This window comes from Salinimicrobium xinjiangense DSM 19287 (assembly GCF_000423585.1).
GTDB classification, from domain to species: Bacteria; Bacteroidota; Bacteroidia; order Flavobacteriales; family Flavobacteriaceae; genus Salinimicrobium; species Salinimicrobium xinjiangense.
On record NZ_AUIG01000025.1, the window covers coordinates 57471 to 77998 of the forward strand.

Sequence of the window (20528 nt, forward strand, 5' to 3'; positions counted from 1 at the left end):
GATTCTTTAATTTATTTATTATGCTTCAGATGTATTACGGACCTTAGTCTGGTACATCACATTTGGCTTGGTACCAACATACTCCAGAGCATGGTACATCCTGTCATCCTCACTTAAAGCAGCTATCTGGCTGGTTTCATCATTCACATCTCCAAAGATAATCGCACCTTTGTCACAGGCCGAAGAACAGGCAGTCTGGAATTCTCCGTCTGCAATAGCCCTACCTTCACGCTTGGCGTCAAGAATAGTTTTTTGAGTACGCTGTATACAGAAAGAACATTTCTCCATCACCCCTCTTGACCTTACGGTAACATCGGGATTCAACACCATACGACCAAGGTCGTTATTCATGTTGTAATCAAATTCGTCGTTCTTGTTATAAAGGAACCAGTTGAACCTTCTTACTTTGTAAGGACAGTTGTTTGCACAGTAGCGTGTACCAACACATCTGTTATAGATCATCTGGTTTTGTCCCTGGCGCCCGTGCATGGTAGCAGCAACAGGACAAACAGTTTCACAAGGGGCGTGGTTACAATGCTGACACAACATTGGCTGGAATACCACCTGCGGATTGTCTGATGCCATTTCCAGTTCTCCAAACTGAGAAAGCGCATCTCCCAGTCCGCTCATATTATCTTTCTTATCAATATCCTCCTGGAAAGTATCTTCAGAAGAATAGTAACGGTCAATTCTCAACCAGTGCATATCGCGGTACTTGCGCACCTCTTCTTTTCCTACTACAGGAACATTGTTTTCTGCATGACATGCAATCACACAGGCACCACAACCTGTACAGGCATTAAGATCTATCGACATCTTAAAATGATGTCCTACAGAACGATCAAAGCCATCCCAAAGATCAACATCTGGTGAAGTAACAGGAGTTTCTATGTGGTTAAGTGAAACCTGAGGCATAGAATTCCATACATGTGAATCCTGACTATTGAAGATCTCAAGGGTGGTTTCCTTAACAATATCCTCTCTACCCATTAGGGTTGTATGCAGCTGAAGACAGGCAAACTTATGCACTCCTCCCGCTTTTTCTATAGTAACTTTTTGATGAGGATTAAAATCCTTATAAAGAGGATAGGCGTTAACCCCTACCTGCATCTCACGTTGGATGCCCTCTTTTTTACCGTAACCCAAGGCAAGAGAAACAACTCCCCTGGCCTGTCCCGGCTGAATAAATACAGGAACTTTTTCAAGAACCGTATCTCCCACTTTTATATTAACATAACTACCGTTCAATGCACCATTAGCCACGTGCTCGTTTTCAAGACCCAGCGCATCTGCGTCTGCCCTTGAAATTTTAAGGTAGTTATCCCATGAAGCTCTTGTAATAGGATCGGGCATTTCCTGTAACCATGGATTGTTAGCCTGGTTACCACTACCCATTGCAACAGAAGTATACAACTCCAGCTCCAAACCTTCTCCCTTTGCTGCAGAAAGATTTCTTACTGCAGTATTGTCATTACCCACTTGTGGCGCAGCTCCTTCAGTAGCTGAAACAGGAGAAGTACCTGCAGGCGCAGTTCCTTCAAATACACCATCATGGAGCGCATCGGTCCAGGAGCCATTCCCTATAGATCCTTCCCAGGTTTGTTTAAGGTAATCTACGTATGAAGTATTGTTATCACTCCATCTTAAAAGCGTATCCTGGAATTGGCTTGTATCAAATAAAGGTCGGATGGTAGGCTGCATAAGACCAAAGGAATTGGTCGTAAACTGCACATCTCCCCAGCTTTCAAGGTAGTGAGGTGTTGCCGCAACATAATCAGACAAAAGTGCCGTTTCATCCTTCTTCATTGAGAAGGAAACTTTTAGATCTATATTATTAAGACCCTCGATAAACTCATCGGCAAATGGCAAACTGTATGCAGGATTAACACCAGCTACAAGGATCGCCCCAACACTCCCGGCTTTCATATCAGCAACGAGTTGCTTAACCTGGGCAGCGTTACCCTGCCTCATCATTCTTGGATTGGCAGTATCCATTACTCCGCTTCCAAGGGATTCATTCATAGAAAGCACAAGAGACTGAGCATCTACATCGGGAATACCTGAAACTACAACCGCACCCCTACCTGCTTTTCGCAGTTGACGCGCAGCTTTAACAAGTGCATCATCAATATGCGCCGGAAGATCACTAGTAGAAGAACCACCTGTCACATATCCATGAAGGGCAGCAAGAGCAGCTCTTTGTTGTGAAAGAGTTAATGGAACTCTTTTATCGGCGTTGGCTCCCGTAAGGGAGAAATTAGATTCAAACTGAATGTGACGGGACATTTTTCCTTCCTGCGGAATACGACCCTTAGCGTAGGCGGCATCGTATCCACCCCCGGCCCAATCTCCAAGGAAATCGGCACCAATAGAAACTATCATTTCAGCTTTTGAGAAATCATAGTTTGGAAGGGCTCTTCTTCCGTAGCGCGACTGGAAAGCATCCAGCGCTGCATCTTCAGAAACAGTGTCATATACCACATGACGTACATTGCCGTACTTCTGAGAAAATTCATTAATGATCTTTGTGGTAGAAGGACTTGCAAAGGTTTGGGTCAATAATACGATCTGACCATTCACACTGTTAAGTTTCTCTTTTACCTCACGATCCAATTGCTCCCAGGAAACCACTTCCCCGTTAGCAAGCGGCCTTTGAAGCCTTTTATTATCATAAAGGGATAAAACAGAGGCGTGCACACGTGCATTTGCTCCTGTATTACCCATTGTATTATGCTCGATTTTAACGGGACGGCCTTCACGGGTCCTTACCAGCACTCCGGCAAAGTCAAACCCATCGGCCATGGTAGTAGCATAGTAATTTGCCACACCCGGAACAATCCTTTCAGGCTGCACCACATAAGGAATTGATTTCATTACCGGGCCTTCACAGGCTGCCAGAGAAGCAGCCGCAGTGCTAAATCCTACGTACTTTAAAAAGTCCCTTCTTGAAGTCGTTGAACTTTCGAGAGTCTCTTTATTACCCAGGAATTCATCTGTAGGAATTTCTTCTACAAATTCTTTCTGGCTGTGCGTCTCAACAATTGAGCTGGATCCTTTCAGCTCTTCAACACTTTTCCAGTATTTCTTGTTTGATGACATATGTTAAATTTCTACTTTTTAATTAATAGTGGCACTTGGCACATTCAATTCCACCCATCTGGGCAACAGTTAATTCTTCTACGCCGTATTTCTTGGAAAGCTCCTCGTGTACTTTTTCGTAGTACTCGTTACCGGCGGTACGCACATTGGTTTCACGGTGACAGTTCACACACCAGCCCATTGTAAGCGGCGCATGCTGGTACATGACCTCCATTTCTTCAACAGGACCGTGACAGGTTTGACAGGCTATCCCACCAACCTCTACGTGTTGTGAATGGTTGAAGTAAGCAAAGTCGGGAAGATTATGGATACGGATCCATTTCACCGGTTCGGTTTCTCCCGTATAAGATTGGGTTTCCACATCCCAGCCTACAGCGTCGTATAGCTTGGCTATTTCCCCATCGTAAAATGCCTTGGAATATTCTTCGGTAGCAGTGCTCTCGGCCACCTCTCCAATAGACTTGTGACAGTTCATACACACATTGAGAGAAGGAATTCCTGAAGTCTTTGAAACCCGTGCAGAACTGTGACAGAATTTACACTCTATCTGGTTATCTCCTGCATGGATCTTATGAGAAAAATGAATTGGTTGTACGGGTTGATAACCCTGATCAACTCCGACCTGCATAAGATATCCGTATGCAAAATAGGAACCAACCAGCATTAGAATAACAGCGGTCATTAATACCAGGAACTGGTTTTCAACAAAAGATTTCCAGATTGGCTTAGCTCTCTTCTCTTTCACCGGAAGTTCCACACCGCTAACTGCCGCAAATCTTCTTAAGGTCTTGTTCACCAGGTAAAGGATCACAAGCAACATTACCAGTACAAAAGCCAGAATTCCCAGAAGAATATCTGTAGAGATCCCGCTATCACCACCGGTTGCGGTGGCAGCCTCTCCGCCTGCCTGCTGTTCCTGGGGAACAGCTTTAGGAGCATCTGTATAAGCTAAAATATTATCAATATCCTCATTGGTCAGCTGAGGAAAAGGAGGCATGGCCACCTGGTTGTATTCATTGTAGATTGCAACTGCCTGCTCATCTCCCGAAGCTATTAAGGCCTGAGAATTCTTTATCCAGCTGTAAAGCCAGTCTCTGTCACGCTCCTGACCAATGTTTCTTAGCGGCGGACCAATAGAGTTCCCATCGAGCTTGTGACATGCAGCACATAAAGTATTGAACAGTCCTTTTCCCGCAGCAGCATCACCACCGGAAGCATCGGCCTCTACATTGGATTCCTGGGGCCCCTGCACAGTTTCCTGCCTGTCTGCTTCATCCCCGGACAGTGGAGAATCCTGCGGTTCATCCTGAGCAAAAAGCTGGATATTAAAAGCGAAAAACAGAGATACACTTAAAAATACTATTCGAGCGGCTGAAGGGCGGTATTTCACCTTTTTCATATTATAAGTTGAATTAACGTCTTTTTGGTACGATTTTTAGAGCAACTAAAAGGTGATAAAAGTCATATTTAGGGCCCTAAAAATTTACCGACAAAAGTAATACTTAAGTTCGATTTAAGAGGGCTGAAGGTTAATTTATAACTGTTCTAAATAAGTTGGAGCCACCGGAATGAAAGATAAAGTTATACTTTTGTAATTCAGAAAATTAAACATAAATGTCGAGAAAAAGCAAATTATTTCTATCCATTGCTCTTAGCCTTGGAACCTTTGCATCTGTTTCTGCCCAGCAGGGACAGGTTAGCATCATTCAGGATGATGCAATACCCGCTCTTTTAGCTCAAAAAACCGAAATGGTTAAAGACGGCGTAATAGGAGATCGTTACCGGATACAACTATTTTCGGGAGATAACAACGAGGCAAGTAAGGTAATTAGAGAATATAGAAATCTTTATCCCGAATGGTCTTCTACCATAGTTTTTGAAACTCCCAATTATAAGGTATGGGTTGGCAATTTCAGGAATAGCCTGGAAGCAGATCGGGCTTTACTGGAAATCAAAAAATCATTTCCTGCGGCTTTCAGGTTCAAGCCGGAAAAGAAGTAGACAGCAGCCGGATTATTAAGTTCTAATAGCTAAGTTCCCCGGGGTTTGAGCTAAGGATCTTTTCGAATCTGGTCAGCTTTATTATTGAGACAAGCCGGGAATACTTAGTGTACCGAAATAAAAAAGGGCCGCGAATCGCGGCCCTTTTTTATTTACTCTATTGAGAATTTTATTTCAGCTTTTTCTTTACAGCTACTTCCTGGAATGATTCCACTACATCGCCTTCTTTAATGTCGTTGTAGTTCTTGATCTGTAATCCACAGTCGTAACCTTTGGAAACTTCTTTCACATCATCCTTAAATCGTTTAAGAGAGGCAAGTTCTCCGGTATAGACAACTACTCCATCACGGATAAGTCTTATCTGTGCATTTCTGTAGATCTTACCATCGGTCACCATACATCCGGCAATAGTTCCAATTTTGGAAACCTTGAAGATCTCCCTGATCTCTGCGTTACCGGTGATCTCCTCCTTCATTACAGGAGAAAGCATACCTTCCATCGCATCTTTCAGATCATTGATAGCATCATAGATGATAGAATAAGTTCTGATATCAATTTCTTCCTTCTCGGCAACCTGTCTTGCATTTCCGGCAGGTCTAACGTTAAATCCGATAATGATAGCATCAGAAGCCGAAGCTAACAGTACATCACTTTCTGTGATCGCACCAACTCCCTTGTGGATGATATTCACCTGTATCTCTTCTGTAGACAGTTTCTGGAAGGAATCTGTCAATGCTTCCACAGATCCATCCACGTCACCTTTAAGGATAATATTAAGTTCCTTAAAGTCACCAAGGGCGATACGACGTCCAATTTCATCAAGTGTAATATGACGTTGGGTTCTAACAGACTGCTCTCTTTGTAATTGATTACGTTTTGCAGCAATATCCTTCGCTTCACGCTCATCGGCCATTACCTTGAATTTATCACCCGCCTGTGGCGCGCCATCAAGTCCAAGAATGGATACCGGAGTAGAAGGCCCGGCTTCTTTGACTTCCTTACCACGTTCGTCATGCATGGCTTTAACCTTACCACTATGACGACCTGCAAGAACATAATCTCCTATTTTTAAAGTACCGGCCTGTACCAGGATAGTAGAAACATAACCCCTACCTCTATCCAGGTAAGCTTCCACTACAGTACCTGTAGCCAGCTTGTCCGGATTGGCCTGTAATTCCAGAATTTCAGCTTCAAGAAGCACTTTTTCAAGCAATTCCTTAACACCCATTCCGGTTTTGGCCGATATATCGTGAGACTGGATCTTTCCCCCCCAATCTTCTACCAGCAGGTTCATACCTGCCAGTTTTTCTTTAATTTTTTCGGGATTTGCTGTTGGCAAATCAGATTTATTGATCGCAAACACTATTGGTACTCCTGCCGCCTGGGCGTGAGATATAGCTTCCTTGGTTTGCGGCATCACATCATCATCTGCAGCGATCACAATAATTGCAAGGTCGGTAACCTGTGCACCCCTTGCCCGCATTGCGGTAAAGGCTTCGTGACCCGGAGTATCCAAAAATGTGATTTTTTGACCATTATCCAGTTCCACTCCGTATGCACCAATATGCTGGGTAATTCCCCCACTCTCTCCTGCAATCACATTTTCCTTACGAATGTAATCCAGCAAGGATGTTTTACCGTGATCTACGTGACCCATTACAGTAACTATAGGAGCACGTGATTCAAGATCTTCAGGATTTTCGGGTACCGCTTCTTTAGGTTCATCAAGATCTGCAGTCACAAATTCAACTTCATAGTCGAATTCTTCGGCAACTATAGATAAGGTTTCAGCATCGAGACGCTGGTTCATCGTCACCATCATTCCCAGGGACATACAGGCAGAGATGATCTGCGTTACCGGTACGTCCATCATGGTGGCGATCTCACTTACAGTTACGAACTCTGTAACCTTAAGTACCTTGTTTTCTTCTTCAAGCTGGGCATCCTCTGTTCTTTGACGGTGAGTATCCCTTTTGTTCTTACGGTATTTGGCTCCGCGTCCTTTACTGGATTTACCCTGTAATTTCTCAAGGGTTTCACGCACCTGCTTCTGTACTTCTTCTTCGCTTGGCTCCTCCTTGGTAACAGGACGGGGACGTTTTCCTCCCGGTTTACTGGTTTTCGCTCCGGCTCCACCTTGTCCGGGTGCACCTTTCACGTCTTTGCTTATACGACGACGACGCTTTTTACGTTTGTCTTTATCGTCTTCAGCTTTTTTATCTTTTTCTTCCTTCTTCTTTACGGGCTTTTTAAACTTGGAAAGATCTATTTTCTCCCCGGTAAAATTAGGTCCGCTAAGTTTCTGGTATTTGGTTGCAACTGTAGAGGATTCTTCCTCTTTCTCTTCGGAAGCTTCGGGCGTTGCTTCTTCTTTAGTTGTCTCAGCCGTTGCCTTTTCTTCCTGTGCTTTAGGAGTTTCGGAGGCTTTTGGAGTTTCGGCTTTTGGAGTTTCAGCTTCAGGAGCTTCAGTCTTTGGCGTTTCAGCTTTTGGAGTTTCAGCTTTAGGAGTCTCTTCCTGCTTTGGAGCCTCGGCCTGTGGCTGTTCAGGCGCTTTTGGCTCTTCTTTAGGAGCTTCAGCCTTTTCTTCAGGTGCAGCTTTAGGTTTATCAAGATCGATCTTTCCAACCTGCTTAGGACCTTCAAGATTAGTCTTAGCCCTGATGACCTCCTGCTTCTCCTCCTGTCTGCGTTTTTCTTCCTGTTCCTTCTCCCGCTCAAGTCGCAGACTTTCCTTCTCTTTACGCTTTTCTTCGCTTACTTCTTTTGCCTCAACTTTTTTGCTCTTATCGGTTTGAAACTCATCAGAAAGCACCTGATAAATTTCTCCCGATATTTTGGTGGTAGGACGCGCCTCGATCTCGTGGCCCTGGGAATTCAAATATTCCACAGCACGATCCAACGAAATATTGAATTCGCGTAGTACCTTATTTAATCGCATTGTTTTTGCTTCAGCCATAAATTGCCCTCTAAATTATCCTCTTTTATTCTTAACTATTATTCTCTTCTTCAAATTCTTCTCTAAGAACTCTCATCACATCCCGAACAGTTTCCTCTTCAAGATCTGTTCTCTTCACAAGATCATCAACATCCTGCTCAAGTATACTCTTTGCCGTGTCAAGACCAATTTTTGCAAATTCTGCAATCACCCAGTCCTCAATTTCATCGGCAAATTCTCTTAATTCTACGTCTTCTTCAACGCCTTCTCTAAAGACATCTATTTCATAACCCGTCAATTGTCCTGCCAATCTTATATTATGACCTCCACGACCAATAGCTTTTGAAACTTCTTCGGGCTTTAACATCACCTCGGCCCGCTTATTTTCCTCGTCTATTTTAAGAGAGGTAATTTTTGCAGGACTCAAAGCTCTCGTGATCAGTAACTGATTATTTGTGGTATAATTGATCACATCAATATTCTCATTCCCCAGTTCTCTTACAATACTGTGGATCCTTGAACCTTTCATACCTACACAGGCACCTACAGGATCAATACGATCATCATAGGAATCTACAGCCACCTTGGCTTTTTCACCCGGGATCCTCACTACTTTCTTTACAGTGATAAGACCGTCAAAAACTTCAGGAATTTCCTGCTCGAAAAGTTTCTCCAAAAATAAAGGAGAAGTTCTTGACATAATAATAGCGGGTTTATTTCCTTTCAATTCTACACTTTCAATGATACCTCTCACATTCTCTCCCTTACGGAAAAAGTCTGAAGGGATCTGCCTGTCTTTTGGAAGAATGATCTCATTACCTTCATCATCAAGCAAAATGATGGCGCGATGACGTATGTGGTGAACTTCGGCAGTGTATATTTCGCCTTCAAGATCCTTGAAGTGCTTATAAATATTCGTGTTATCGTGTTCGTGAACTTTTGATATAAGATTTTGACGCAGCGACAAAATAGAACGACGCCCCAGGTCGATAAGCTTCACTTCTTCTGAAACATCCTCCCCAACTTCAAAATCGGGTTCAATCTTACGGGCCTCTGTAAGTGAGATCTCCTGGTTAGGATCTTCCACTTCCCCATCGGCTACCACAACACGGTTCCTCCATATCTCAAGATCTCCCTTATCGGGATTCACAATGATATCAAAGTTGTCATCTTCCCCGTATTTCTTCTTCAGTGCACTTCTAAGAACTTCCTCAAGAATAGCCATTAAAGTTGGCTTATCTATAGACTTGTCGTCCTTAAATTCTGAAAATGATTCTATCAACGCGATATTTTCCATATCCTTTGTCTGTTAAAATGTTATTATCACTTTTGCCTCTTTTACATCCTCTAAAGGCAAGACAGCTTCTTTATTTACAGTAATTTTTCCTTTGCCTACCGGCTTGGGCTCTCTGGCTTTCCAGTTTAGGGTGACTTTGTCATCCTCAAATTTTGTTAGTTCTCCCTGAATCTTTTCACCACTTTTAGTAGTCACCGAAAGGGTTCTTCCCACATTCTTTCTATACTGTCTTGGCATTTCAAGAGGAGTGGAAACTCCGGCAGAAGCCACATCCAGGGAAAAATCTTCCTCGTCGCGGTCCAGGTTATGTTCAATTTTGCGGCTCACCGCAATACAGTCATTTACAGACACTCCATTATCACCATCGATCACCACAGAGATGTGATTTGCCTCGTTGATGTTCAGCTCAATTAAAAATAATGAATTATTTTCTTCGAAAGCTTCCTGCAGTAAATTTTCTACTTTCTCTCGTAACATTCCCGTGTGCGGCTATAAAAAGAGGGGACTTTCTGTCCCCTCGTTGTTCTTTTTTCGCTTCAACGGTGCAAATATAGTAATATTTTTGTAGAACGAAAACAAGAATTTGATTGAAAAAATATTTGTAAATTTATAACTAAATCAACCTTACCTATTTACCAAACCTTATGAAAAAAATCCTGGTGCCTACCGACTTTTCAGAGCAGGCAGAAAATGCTTTAAAAGTTGCCGCCCAACTGGCAAGAAAAAACAATGGAGAGATCTATCTGTTACACATGATCGAACTTCCTGCAGATATGACAAACCCTGTAGGAGAGACCCGCTCGAATGATTTGCCTGAAGCCTTATTCTTCATGAAAATGGCCAAGAAAAAATTTGATGAACTACTTGCCCGGCCTTATCTTAAAGATCTTAAGGTACACGACACCGTTGAGATCAATCAGGCCTTTGACGGTATAATGGAAACCAGCAAAAAACACGGCTGTGATTTTATTGTGATGGGTTCACAGGGCGCAACCGGTTTCAAGGAAATGTTCATTGGATCGAATACCGAGAAAGTAGTAAGAACTTCAGACATCCCGGTATTGGTGATAAAAAATGAGCACCCCGATTTTGAAGTCAGGAATTTTGTTTTTGCCACCAATCTTGAAGAGACAGGAAAGGAGACTCTTAAGAAGGTAGTGAATTTTGCAGAGCAGATTGGCGCCAAACTGCACCTGGTCTACATCAACACCGCAAATGAGTTTATCACTTCAAATGAAACAGATAAAAAATTAAAAAAATGTATTGAAGGTTTTGATTTCGATAATTATGAATTCCATATATACAATGACGAATCGATAGAAGAGGGGATCCTCAATTTCTCCAGTAAGATCAATGCAGATCTTATGGGAATAGCCACTCACGGACGCAAGGGATTATCGCATTTTTTCAATGGAAGCATCAGTGAAGACCTGGTGAACCATGCAAACAGCCCGGTCATAACTTTTAAGCTTCAAAAATAGCATTTTTAAAAGGGGTTAATTTCCTTAGGCATTCTTAACCTAAAGAAATTAACCTTTTGAAAACCACGCGTTAAAATTGCGTCAAACTTCAAATTTCAGCTTAAATAAACTTGCCACAAATGTATCTTTACCCCATATTATTTATATATGGTTTTGAAGGCAAGTTTTCAAATGGCTTTTCTCGCGATTGAGATCATTCTAACCTTTTACAGCAATGTATTGGAGGATAGTCTTATGGTTAAATTCCTGCTCTTTATCATTACCGCGGTATTAATAGCTATGGGAGTTACAAAACTTGCCAATAATCTTTTACCCGCAGATAAGGATTTTGTGGCATCAGGAGAGGAAGATACAATCTAGGTGCATTTTTGCAGCCGCAATGAGTGAATATGACGCAGGATAGGAATGTAGAAATGCATCAGGAAGGATCCGGAAGAGAAACTCTCTCCGGATCCTTTTCAATTTTACGCCATTGCAAAAGTGATCTCAGGAGGTTTTTCTAATTGGTTACAGTTAAATGAATTTATGTAAATTTGACCAGCACAGAAAAAAACGGGAGCATGAGCACCACCCGGAATAAGGCCCTACCTATGTTTGAAAAAGACGAGAATGTTTTTAATGTATTATTTGAAGCAGCTTCAGAAGGAATTATAGTTGTTGACCATTCCCAGACTATTGTGAGCAGCAATGTTGCCGCAGAGACTATGTTTGGCTATGAAAAAGGAGAACTAAGAGGTAAGCCCCTTAACGTCCTTATTCCGCAAAAATACAGGGCATCTCATCCGGCACATTTTAAAGGTTTTTTACACGACAGCGAGAAACGGCAGATGGGCCATGGGCGTGATCTGTACGGAGTAAAGAAGAACGGGGAGGAATTTCCCGTTGAAGCAGGTTTAAATCCTTTTCAGATCAATGGGGAGAGCTATGTAATGTTTCTCATTATTGATATTTCGGTCAGGAAACAGGCCCAGCAACAAATAAGGGAGCTGAATAATGAGCTGGAAGGTAAGATCAAACTCAGAACACAAGAGCTCGAGGAAAGCATTCAAAAATTGCAAAATCTAAATCGCAGCCTGGAACTGGAGGTCAAGCGACGTAAAGAGGCTGAAAACAGGATCAAAAATGCACTTCAAAAGGAGAAGGAACTAAGTGAGCTCAAAACAAAATTCCTTTCGCTGGTGTCTCATGAATTTAAGACTCCCTTAAGTGGGATCCTCACTTCTGTAGTGCTTGCCGGAAAATATAAGCTGGAAGAACAACAGGATAAGCGGGAAAAACATCTCAACACCATAAAAAACAAGGTGCATTATTTAGATAATATCCTTAATGATTTTTTATCGATTGAACGTCTTGAAAGCGGAAAGGTCAACTACAAATTTTCTACCTTTAGTCTTAGCAAGCTTATCAACGAAGTGATCTATAATGCCAATGTTACTTTGAAAAGCGGGCAGAATATTGAATATCCGCGTGATTTGGAAGGCATAGAGCTGCACCAGGATGAAAAGATCCTGGAGTTGGTACTTTCAAACCTCCTTAGCAACGCGATCAAATATTCTCCGGAAAATACGCTCATTAAATTTGAAGTTGAGTTAAAAACCAAAAAAATTCTGTTTAAAGTGACCGACCAGGGTATGGGAATACCGGAAAAGGATCAAAAACATATCTTTGAAAGATATTTCAGGGCAGAAAATGCTCTTCTTAACCAGGGAACGGGAATTGGTCTTAATATTGCGAAAGTACACCTGGAAAATCTGGGAGGAACAATTAGTTTCAGCAGCAAGGAAAATTCGGGAACCCGGTTTATTGTAGAACTACCATTAATTAAAGAATGAAGAAAGTACTGTTTATAGAAGACGATACAGTTGTACGTGAAAATACGGCAGAACTGCTGGAACTGGCAGAGTATGAAGTGATCACTGCCGCCAACGGAAAATCGGGTCTTGGCATCGCCAAACAGGAATTGCCCGATATTATCATCTGTGACATCATGATGCCCGAAATGGATGGCTACGGAGTTTTAGAAAATCTGGCGCAGGATCCTGCCACCAGGCACATTCCGTTCATCTTCCTTTCAGCCAAAACAGAGCATAAAGATATAAGAAGGGGAATGGACCTTGGAGCCGATGATTATCTTACCAAACCTTTTGAAGAAGAGGAACTCATAAGCGCCATTGAAAGTCGCCTGGCAAAAGTGGCTATTCTCAAAAAAATCAATGAAAACGATAATGCGCCTGTACAGGAGTCCTCCCGGGAAAAAATAAATTCTCTTCAGGAACTCAGGGAAGAAATTAAGAAATACGAGCAACAAACCTATAAAGGAGGAGAAACTATTTATGAAGAAGGAAAGCAGAGCAATCATTTTTTCTTTGTAGATAAAGGAGTGGTAAAAAGTCACCGTATGGATGAGTACGGGAAGGAACTTATTACTTCCATATACAAAGAGGGTGATTTCTTTGGTAACACTTCCTTTAATAAGACCAATGCCTATACAGAATATGCTACGGCCATGGAGGAAACCAGGCTGTATGTGATCTCGAGGGAGGATTTCAAAAATATCCTCGTGAAGAACAGCAACATTACCCTGGAGCTCATAGATGTTATGGGAGATAATATTGCCGGTATTAAGGAGCAGTTGCTCGAAATGGCCTATGGCTCGGTAAGGAAAAAAGCAGCACGAACCATCCTCTTATTCTCTCAAAAAATAAGAAGACATCCTACCCAAAGCATCAGGATCTCGAGAAGCGATCTCGCAAGTGTTGCGGGAATGGCTTCAGAAACCCTTATAAGGACGCTATCTGATTTTAAAAAGGAAGGCCTGCTCGAAATAGAGGGGCGTAACATTAAATTACTCGATGTAGAAGCATTAAAGAGGATCAGCTAATTTTAATGTATAAGGTATATTGAATATTGAATATTGGATTAATTCTGAACCTCATCTTCAAATTCTCAAATTACCGTATCTTCTAATTTTGGTTCATTTCATTTTTTGGAAGCCTGCAGGCAGGCGCCGTAAGCCAGATGTTTCTTCCTTAATATCAGTGAAGGATATATTAATTCAATAACTGATTTTCATCATTTTTTCCCCTCTGCTTCCTGCATATTTTTGCGTGGTAAATTGATGTGACTGATGATGAATATCTTATTGCCCACAGATTTTTCTGAAAATAGCAGGAATGCTGCAGCTTACGCTGTGGAGTTCTTTAAGGACACGCCCTGCAATTTTCACCTTTTGCATGTGGTCCCGGTCCCGACAGATAATCTCAGCACCGGTTACATGTGTATGTCCCCGGCAATAAAAAAGAATTTTTCTGAACTTATTACCTGGCTCGAAACTATTCGCACCAATAAAAACCATAGTTTCCAAACCTATTTTAAAGCAGATTATCTTATTAATGCGGTAAGGGCCATGGTACAGGAAAGAAAGATAGATCTTATCCTGATGGGCACAAAAGGCAAAACCAATAACGAGGGAGTAGTGATTGGAAACAATACGTCAGATGTTATGATGAAGGTGAAATGTCCTGTCCTGGCCATTTCGGAACACGCCTCCTTTAAAGAACATAAAAAGATCCTCTTCCCTACAGATTACAAGATACATTATGGCAGCAAGGTGCTGCGCACATTACTCAATCTGGCATCCCTTTCCAAGGCAAACGTGAAGATCCTTGAAATTTTCAATAGTGACAAGGAACCTTCACTGGAGCAAATAGAGAACCGTGAATTTCTTCAGGATTCATTTTCCCCAAGGATCCCGGTGCTGCAAACCTATTATACTTCCAGTGAGGAGAATCCCAAAAAAATATTGATAGCAAACCGCGATGTTGATATGATCGTGCTTGCTGCTAAAAACCTCAACCTGTGCCAAAAATTTCTGCGCAATGAGGATGATCAAAATATCCCTTTTATAAACCAGCTGCCATTACTGGTTTTACACGGATAAATATTTGTTTTAGGTTAGTATTATTAGTTTGGTTTTTAAGAAAGACGCCCTCTTTACAGAGGGTGTTTTTTTGTCTCACATTAAAATAGGACAATTTTGTCCCTTTATGACTAAACTCATAAACTGTGGCCGGTTAATACTTCATCTTTGCTGAAGAAATTGAACCTTTAAAAATATATTTATGGAAAATTTAGCATCGAAGACAGTAGCAGAGATGGTGACAGAAAACATTAAGACTGCACACATCTTTAAGAAGTACGGCATCGATTTTTGTTGTGGCGGCGGAATCACCTTAGATAAAGCCTGTAAAAAGTATGACGCCAATTATGATCTGCTTGTACAGGACCTGCTTGACGTAGACAACACTACTTCCAGAGCAACAAATTACAATAGCTGGGAGCTTGACTTCCTTACAGATCATATCATTAACGTTCACCACTCTTACGTAGAAGAAAACATCCCTCTTCTGCTGCAATATTCGGCAAGAGTAGCCCAGGTACACGGCCATCACTACACCGAACTTCTTGAGATCAATGATCTTGTAAAGGAAGTAGCCGGAGAATTAAGTGCTCACATGAAGAAAGAGGAACTAATCCTTTTCCCTTTCATCAAAAAAATGATAAAAGTGAAAAAAGAAGGAGGAGAACTCCCTCAGCCTCATTTTGGCAGTGTGGACAATCCTATTAAAATGATGGAAACAGAGCATGAAGATGCCGGGGAATTACTGCGCACAATTGCACGCTTGAGTGACAATTATACTCCGCCTCCCGGAGCCTGCAACACCTATAGAGCTTTTTACGCAAAACTGGACGAGTTTGAGCAGGATCTTCACCAACACGTTCATCTGGAAAACAATATTCTGTTTCCTAAATCTCTCTTACTTGAAAAAGAGTTGCGTTCTAATTAATTCATATTATTTAAAAAATAATCCCCCAACCCCGCCGGAAAAGAAAAGCCTGAAGTCTCTGCTTCCTGATTTTCATTTTCGGCTTTTAATTATCACCTAATGAGTAAAGAAAGAAAATTATGGATCGCTTTCCTGCTTGTAGTTTCATTTTCCTTTGCCATCCTTGGTTATTATGGCTTTGAGATTTACCAAAAAGCACCTCCACTACCAGAACAGGTCGTAACTACAAACGGAGAAATCGTTTTTGAAGGTCAGGATATTAAGGACGGACAGAATGTATGGCAAAGTATGGGCGGCCAGGAAGTAGGTTCCATTTGGGGCCATGGTGCCTATCAGGCGCCAGACTGGACCGCAGACTGGCTTCACCGGGAAGCCCTGTTCATCCTCAATGAATGGTCGCTGGAAGATTACGGCCGCACTTATGACGAACTGGAAAGTGAAAACCAGGCACTTCTCGAAAGAAGGCTTCAGCTGGAGTTAAGAAAAAACACCTATGACGAAGCAACCGGTATCATCACTATTTCTCCTATGCGGGCAAAAGCAGTAGAGTTCCTTAGCGACTACTATCGGGGTCTGTTCATGGAGAATCCCGAACTTGATGAACTTAGAAATTACTATGCTATCCCAAAGAATTCCATTAAAGACGAAGCGAGAATGCAGCAAATGGCCGGCTTCTTCTTTTGGGCTACCTGGGCAACAGTGACTGAAAGACCCGGCAGTGATGTCTCCTATACCCACAACTGGCCACCAGATGACCTGGTAGGAAACAAGGCCACCGGAGATCTGTTGATCTGGACAGGCTTTAGTATTATACTTCTCCTGGTAGGAATAGGGCTTATGGTTTTTTACCATGCAAAAATGAAAGAGGAGGAAGACCCGGAAAGGCCGGTTGAAGATCCTCTAATGAAACAGACTATAACTCCATCTATGCTTGCAGTGAAAAAGTATATGTGGATCGTGTGCGTTCTTATTCTTATACAGGTAACTTTTGGAGTTGTTACCGCCCATTATGGTGTGGAAGGAGATGGTTTTTATGGTCTTGACCTCGCCGAGATCCTCCCCTATTCTATTTCAAGAACCTGGCATGTACAGCTGGGAATCCTCTGGATTGCAACCGCCTGGCTGGGAACAGGGCTCTATATCGCTCCGGCAGTTTCGGGCAAAGATCCAAAATTTCAGAAATTTGGCGTCAATTTCCTCTTTGTATGTCTGCTTGTAATTGTTTTTGGTTCTATGGCCGGACAATGGATGGGAATTATGCAGAAACTGGGGCTTGCTGAAAACTTCTGGTTTGGACATCAGGGTTATGAATATGTAGACCTTGGAAGATTCTGGCAAATATTCCTGTTTGTAGGATTATTTGTATGGCTGGCTTTAATGGTCAGACCGCTGCTTCCGGTTATAAGACAAAGAACTGCAGAGCGCAATATGCTCATCATGTTTCTGGTTTCTTCGGCCGCCATTGCACTTTTCTATGGCGCCGGACTCATGTGGGGGAGACAGACCAACCTCGCAATTGCCGAATACTGGCGCTGGTGGGTAGTACACCTTTGGGTAGAAGGCTTCTTTGAAGTATTCGCCACAGTAGTATCTGCCTTCCTATTTGTGAGACTGGGCTTGTTAAGAACGAAAACAGCCACTCTCGGCGTTTTGCTGGCAACGGTTATTTTCCTTTCCGGAGGGATCCTGGGAACATTCCACCACCTGTATTTTAGCGGAACTCCAACAGCCGTCATGGCCCTGGGAGCCACCTTTAGTGCCCTGGAAGTTGTTCCACTCGTATTGATTGGTTATGAAGTTTACGAAAACTATAAGTTGTCAAAGGCCACAAAATGGCTTGAGGATTATAAATGGCCTATATACTGTTTGATAGCAGTAGCTTTCTGGAACTTCCTGGGAGCAGGGATCTTTGGATTCATCATTAATCCTCCAATTGCCCTTTATTACATGCAGGGATTAAACACTACAGCAGTTCACGCCCATACCGCCCTGTTTGGTGTCTATGGTTTCCTTGGCATTGGCCTTATGCTCTTTGTTCTGAGAAGTCTTTACCGTCAACAGATATGGAATGACAAACTACTGAGTTTCTCTTTCTGGTCCATTAATATTGGTCTTATTCTAATGGTTCTGCTTAGTGTACTTCCAATAGGATTATTACAAACGGTTGCCAGTGTGAATGAAGGAATGTGGTACGCCCGTTCGGCCGAATTCATGCAACAGCCGGGAATGGATACCCTGCGCTGGATGAGGGCTATAGGCGATACTATCTTTGCAATAGGCCTGTTCGCTTTTGTATGGTTCGTTTTCTCTCTTGACAGCCGCAAGAAATTACCGGCAGATAAAAAGAAAGTAGCCGAAGAAGAAGAGGTTTTGGTTTAGATAATTGTGAAGTAAATTGAAGTTGAACAAGGAGAGGTTAAAAATCATTTTTTGCCTCTCCTCTTTTTTATAATTTTAGGCAATGATAAATCTCACAAGACACACGAACATAGCCCTTGGTTATTTCTTCCTTGTCGGGCTGCTGGGCGTTTTTCTGCGATTCTTTTTTGTCATTCCCATTCCTGCCAATTTCAGGTATGTAGTACATGCGCACTCACACATAGCATTGCTGGGCTGGGTATATATTGCCCTCACCACGCTTATTTATAAAATGCATTTTTCGAGAGCCGGCTTCGGAAAGATCTATAAACGCATTTTCTGGTTTACACAGATCACCCTGATAGGCATGCTGGTAACCTTTCCGTTCACCGGATATGCTCTTTTCTCGATCACCTTTTCCACGCTTTTTCTTATTGCCTCCTATTTTATGGCCTGGTTTATCTTAAAGAAGACGCCGCCGCCGTACAGGTCGCGCAGTTCTTTTAAACTGATAAAAGCTTCTTTATGGTACATGATTTTTTCCAGTATTGGTCCCTGGGCTTTAGGCGGGATCATGACCACCCTGGGTAGCGGAAGCATCTGGTATAAAATGGCTATTTATTTTTACCTGCACTTTCAGTACAATGCCTGGTTCCTTCTCGCACTCCTCGGAATCTTTTTTTACTTCCTGGAACAACAAAATCTGGAGCCCCAAAAAGGGCATTTTAAGAGCTTCTACTGGCAACTGAATGCTGCTGTGATCCTCAGTTTTTTCCTTTCGGTGTTATTCACAGAACCACATTGGATCTATTACGTGCTTGGTGGAACAGGTGCTGTACTGCAGATCACCGCTTTCCTGAAACTTTGGCAAATGATAAATCCCATCTGGAAACAACTGCAATTTTCCTCATTTTTGAAGCTTCTGTTAAAGCTTACGGGAGTACTACTTGCGGTAAAACTACTGCTACAGCTATTTTCGGCCATCCCGTATTTTGCAAATCTCGCCTTTAACTTTCCTGACTTTGTCATAGGTTACCTGCACTGGGTTTTCCTGGGCGTGGTGAGTATTCCGCTTTTTGTTTTCCTGTCTCAGAAGGCCCTGCTTAAGCTGCCAAAATGGATCTTCTGGTTATATTTTGCAGCCTTTATCCTTACCGAGGCGCTTATTTTTTACAAAGGCACTGCCACCTGGCTGGAGCTGCCTTTACTGCCGGATTATTTTAAAATTCTTGCCTATATAAGTGTGTTCCTGCCACTTACGGTCGGCACGTTACTATCCAAAAATCTCTTAACGAAGCGTCAAACTTCTGCTAAATAGTCTCAATTTAGTAGTCTCTTAACTCGATGTGCCCCGGTCCTTTTCTAAATTAAGGATATGAAGTTATCAGCACATTTTTATGTAATCATTGCAACCCTATTCCTGGTGGCAGTTGCAGTAATGGTATTTTACAATGTTCCCTACGATATTGTCTTCTATACTGTGATAGTGGGGCAGGCCTGGTGGCTCTTAACCGTTTACAAAGTCCTCACCGATAACTACACCACCGACAAGACCTTTGATGACTGGTATGAGGATAATCCAATGAAATAGTGGTCAGTGATCAGTGAGCAGTGAGCAGTGAGCAGTGGGGAGTCGATATCTGTGCAAAGCAGCCATTATTGAATGAAAAAAGATCAGCCATATCATCAGGAAGGAATGTGGAAAGGAGCTCCTTCAGAAAATTTCGGGAGAGCGAAGTCTTTACGGAAAAACATGACTCCAGCCGAAACTCTTCTTTGGGAAAAACTTCAACAGACCCCTTTCTCCCAGTACAAATTCCGCAGACAACATCCAATTCAGATTATATAGTCGACTTTTACAGTCATTCTCTAAAATTAGCCATAGAAGTAGATGATGGTTATCATGAATCCTCCGAGCAGATAAAATTGGATAATGAGAGAGCAGAAGTTTTAAGATTTAATGGTCTTGAAGTAATAAGGTTTACCAATGAAGCTGTCTTAAATGACACTGCTCAAGTATTAAAAGAAATTGAGGAGAAAATGCAGTTTAAAAGAAACCATAGATAAATCCATTCTTCCCCCCGGCTTTACTGAATCCATTCCTTTCCCCCAGCCCTAAAAGGAGGGAATGGATTTAGTAATATCATGGAAACAGGTATTCTTTTTCCGGCTCCCTTTAGTCCCCATAGCTACCTTAGGTTTGTATTGATACTTTTTTAATTAAAAGTAGTATAATTGAAAACCTGTCAGCGATCCAGCGATAGCTTTAGAAACGCACTATCCCGATATTTGGAACTGACAGGTTTTAATGAACCAAGACCTGTATAAGATATCAGCCCTGACCTGTTAAGGTTTTTAGGTAAAGGTTCTTCTTTTTTAACTCAATCTAAACTATGAAATTTAAATCATTTATCGGAGTCGATGTTAGCAAATTATCCCTGGATATTTGTTCTATCACAGAAGACGGCGAAATTAAAAATTTTAAAATTGACAACACTTCAAAGAGTTTA

The 20528-nt window shown here is 42.1% G+C and carries 16 protein-coding genes; 11 read left to right on the top strand and 5 right to left on the bottom strand.

Translation table 11 applies throughout. The features are described from left to right. Positions 1-18 precede the first annotated feature (18 nt). Together G564_RS0110575 and G564_RS0110580 are read right to left on the bottom strand one after the other, a co-directional pair. Complete coding sequence (locus G564_RS0110575; protein WP_029037646.1) at positions 19-3099, bottom strand: TAT-variant-translocated molybdopterin oxidoreductase; 3081 nt, start codon at positions 3097-3099, stop codon at positions 19-21. A 22-nt stretch (positions 3100-3121) separates the two neighbouring features. Next, a complete protein-coding gene (locus G564_RS0110580) occupies positions 3122-4498 on the bottom strand; it encodes a c-type cytochrome (protein WP_029037647.1) in 1377 nt (458 codons plus the stop codon). Between the two features lie 215 nt (positions 4499-4713). Here G564_RS0110580 and G564_RS0110585 point away from each other — a divergent pair, with 215 nt between their 5' ends. After that, positions 4714-5100, top strand: coding sequence for an SPOR domain-containing protein (locus tag G564_RS0110585; protein WP_029037648.1), 387 nt, complete (start codon positions 4714-4716; stop codon positions 5098-5100). Between the two features lie 169 nt (positions 5101-5269). Here G564_RS0110585 and infB read toward each other — a convergent pair whose 3' ends face one another. Genes infB through rimP form a run of 3 tightly spaced genes read right to left on the bottom strand, consistent with a single transcriptional unit; the run spans position 5270 to position 9809 of the window. Beyond that, positions 5270-8056, bottom strand: coding sequence for a translation initiation factor IF-2 (gene infB, locus G564_RS0110590; RefSeq protein ID WP_029037649.1), 2787 nt, complete (start codon positions 8054-8056; stop codon positions 5270-5272). Positions 8057-8087: 31 nt separating this feature from the next. Further along, complete coding sequence (gene nusA, locus G564_RS0110595) at positions 8088-9332, bottom strand: transcription termination factor NusA (RefSeq protein WP_029037650.1); 1245 nt, start codon at positions 9330-9332, stop codon at positions 8088-8090. 12 nt (positions 9333-9344) lie between these two features. After that, positions 9345-9809, bottom strand: coding sequence for a ribosome assembly cofactor RimP (gene rimP, locus G564_RS0110600; RefSeq protein ID WP_029037651.1), 465 nt, complete (start codon positions 9807-9809; stop codon positions 9345-9347). A gap of 167 nt (positions 9810-9976) precedes the next feature. Here rimP and G564_RS0110605 point away from each other — a divergent pair, with 167 nt between their 5' ends. The 10 genes from G564_RS0110605 (at position 9977) to G564_RS19070 (ending at position 20085) form a co-directional block, all read left to right on the top strand. After that, entirely contained in the window at positions 9977-10813 is an 837-nt protein-coding gene (locus G564_RS0110605) for a universal stress protein (RefSeq protein ID WP_029037652.1), read from the top strand. A 153-nt stretch (positions 10814-10966) separates the two neighbouring features. Then, positions 10967-11173, top strand: a complete 207-nt coding sequence (locus G564_RS0110610; RefSeq protein WP_394330242.1) for a hypothetical protein — start codon at positions 10967-10969, stop codon at positions 11171-11173. Positions 11174-11373: 200 nt separating this feature from the next. After that, entirely contained in the window at positions 11374-12645 is a 1272-nt protein-coding gene (locus tag G564_RS0110615) for a PAS domain-containing sensor histidine kinase (RefSeq protein ID WP_029037654.1), read from the top strand. Next, positions 12642-13694 carry a response regulator gene (locus tag G564_RS0110620; RefSeq protein ID WP_029037655.1) on the top strand — a complete coding sequence of 351 codons (1053 nt, stop codon included), beginning with the start codon at positions 12642-12644 and terminating at the stop codon, positions 13692-13694. The genes G564_RS0110615 and G564_RS0110620 overlap by 4 nt, the downstream gene beginning before the upstream one ends. 246 nt (positions 13695-13940) lie before the next feature. Next, positions 13941-14753: a universal stress protein gene (locus tag G564_RS0110625; RefSeq protein WP_084625622.1), complete on the top strand. Its 813-nt coding sequence runs from the start codon at positions 13941-13943 to the stop codon at positions 14751-14753. 181 nt (positions 14754-14934) lie between these two features. Continuing rightward, positions 14935-15660 carry an iron-sulfur cluster repair di-iron protein gene (ric, locus tag G564_RS0110630; protein ID WP_029037657.1) on the top strand — a complete coding sequence of 242 codons (726 nt, stop codon included), beginning with the start codon at positions 14935-14937 and terminating at the stop codon, positions 15658-15660. 99 nt (positions 15661-15759) lie between these two features. After that, on the top strand, positions 15760-18039 hold the full coding sequence (locus tag G564_RS19065) for a nitric-oxide reductase large subunit (protein WP_037373852.1): 2280 nt from the start codon (positions 15760-15762) through the stop codon (positions 18037-18039). 82 nt (positions 18040-18121) lie between these two features. Beyond that, positions 18122-19336: a hypothetical protein gene (locus tag G564_RS0110640; protein WP_029037658.1), complete on the top strand. Its 1215-nt coding sequence runs from the start codon at positions 18122-18124 to the stop codon at positions 19334-19336. Positions 19337-19393: 57 nt separating this feature from the next. Continuing rightward, positions 19394-19609, top strand: a complete 216-nt coding sequence (locus G564_RS0110645; RefSeq protein WP_029037659.1) for a hypothetical protein — start codon at positions 19394-19396, stop codon at positions 19607-19609. 20 nt (positions 19610-19629) lie between these two features. Further along, on the top strand, positions 19630-20085 hold the full coding sequence (locus tag G564_RS19070; RefSeq protein WP_456238774.1) for an endonuclease domain-containing protein: 456 nt from the start codon (positions 19630-19632) through the stop codon (positions 20083-20085). The last annotated feature ends 443 nt before the right edge of the window (positions 20086-20528 follow it).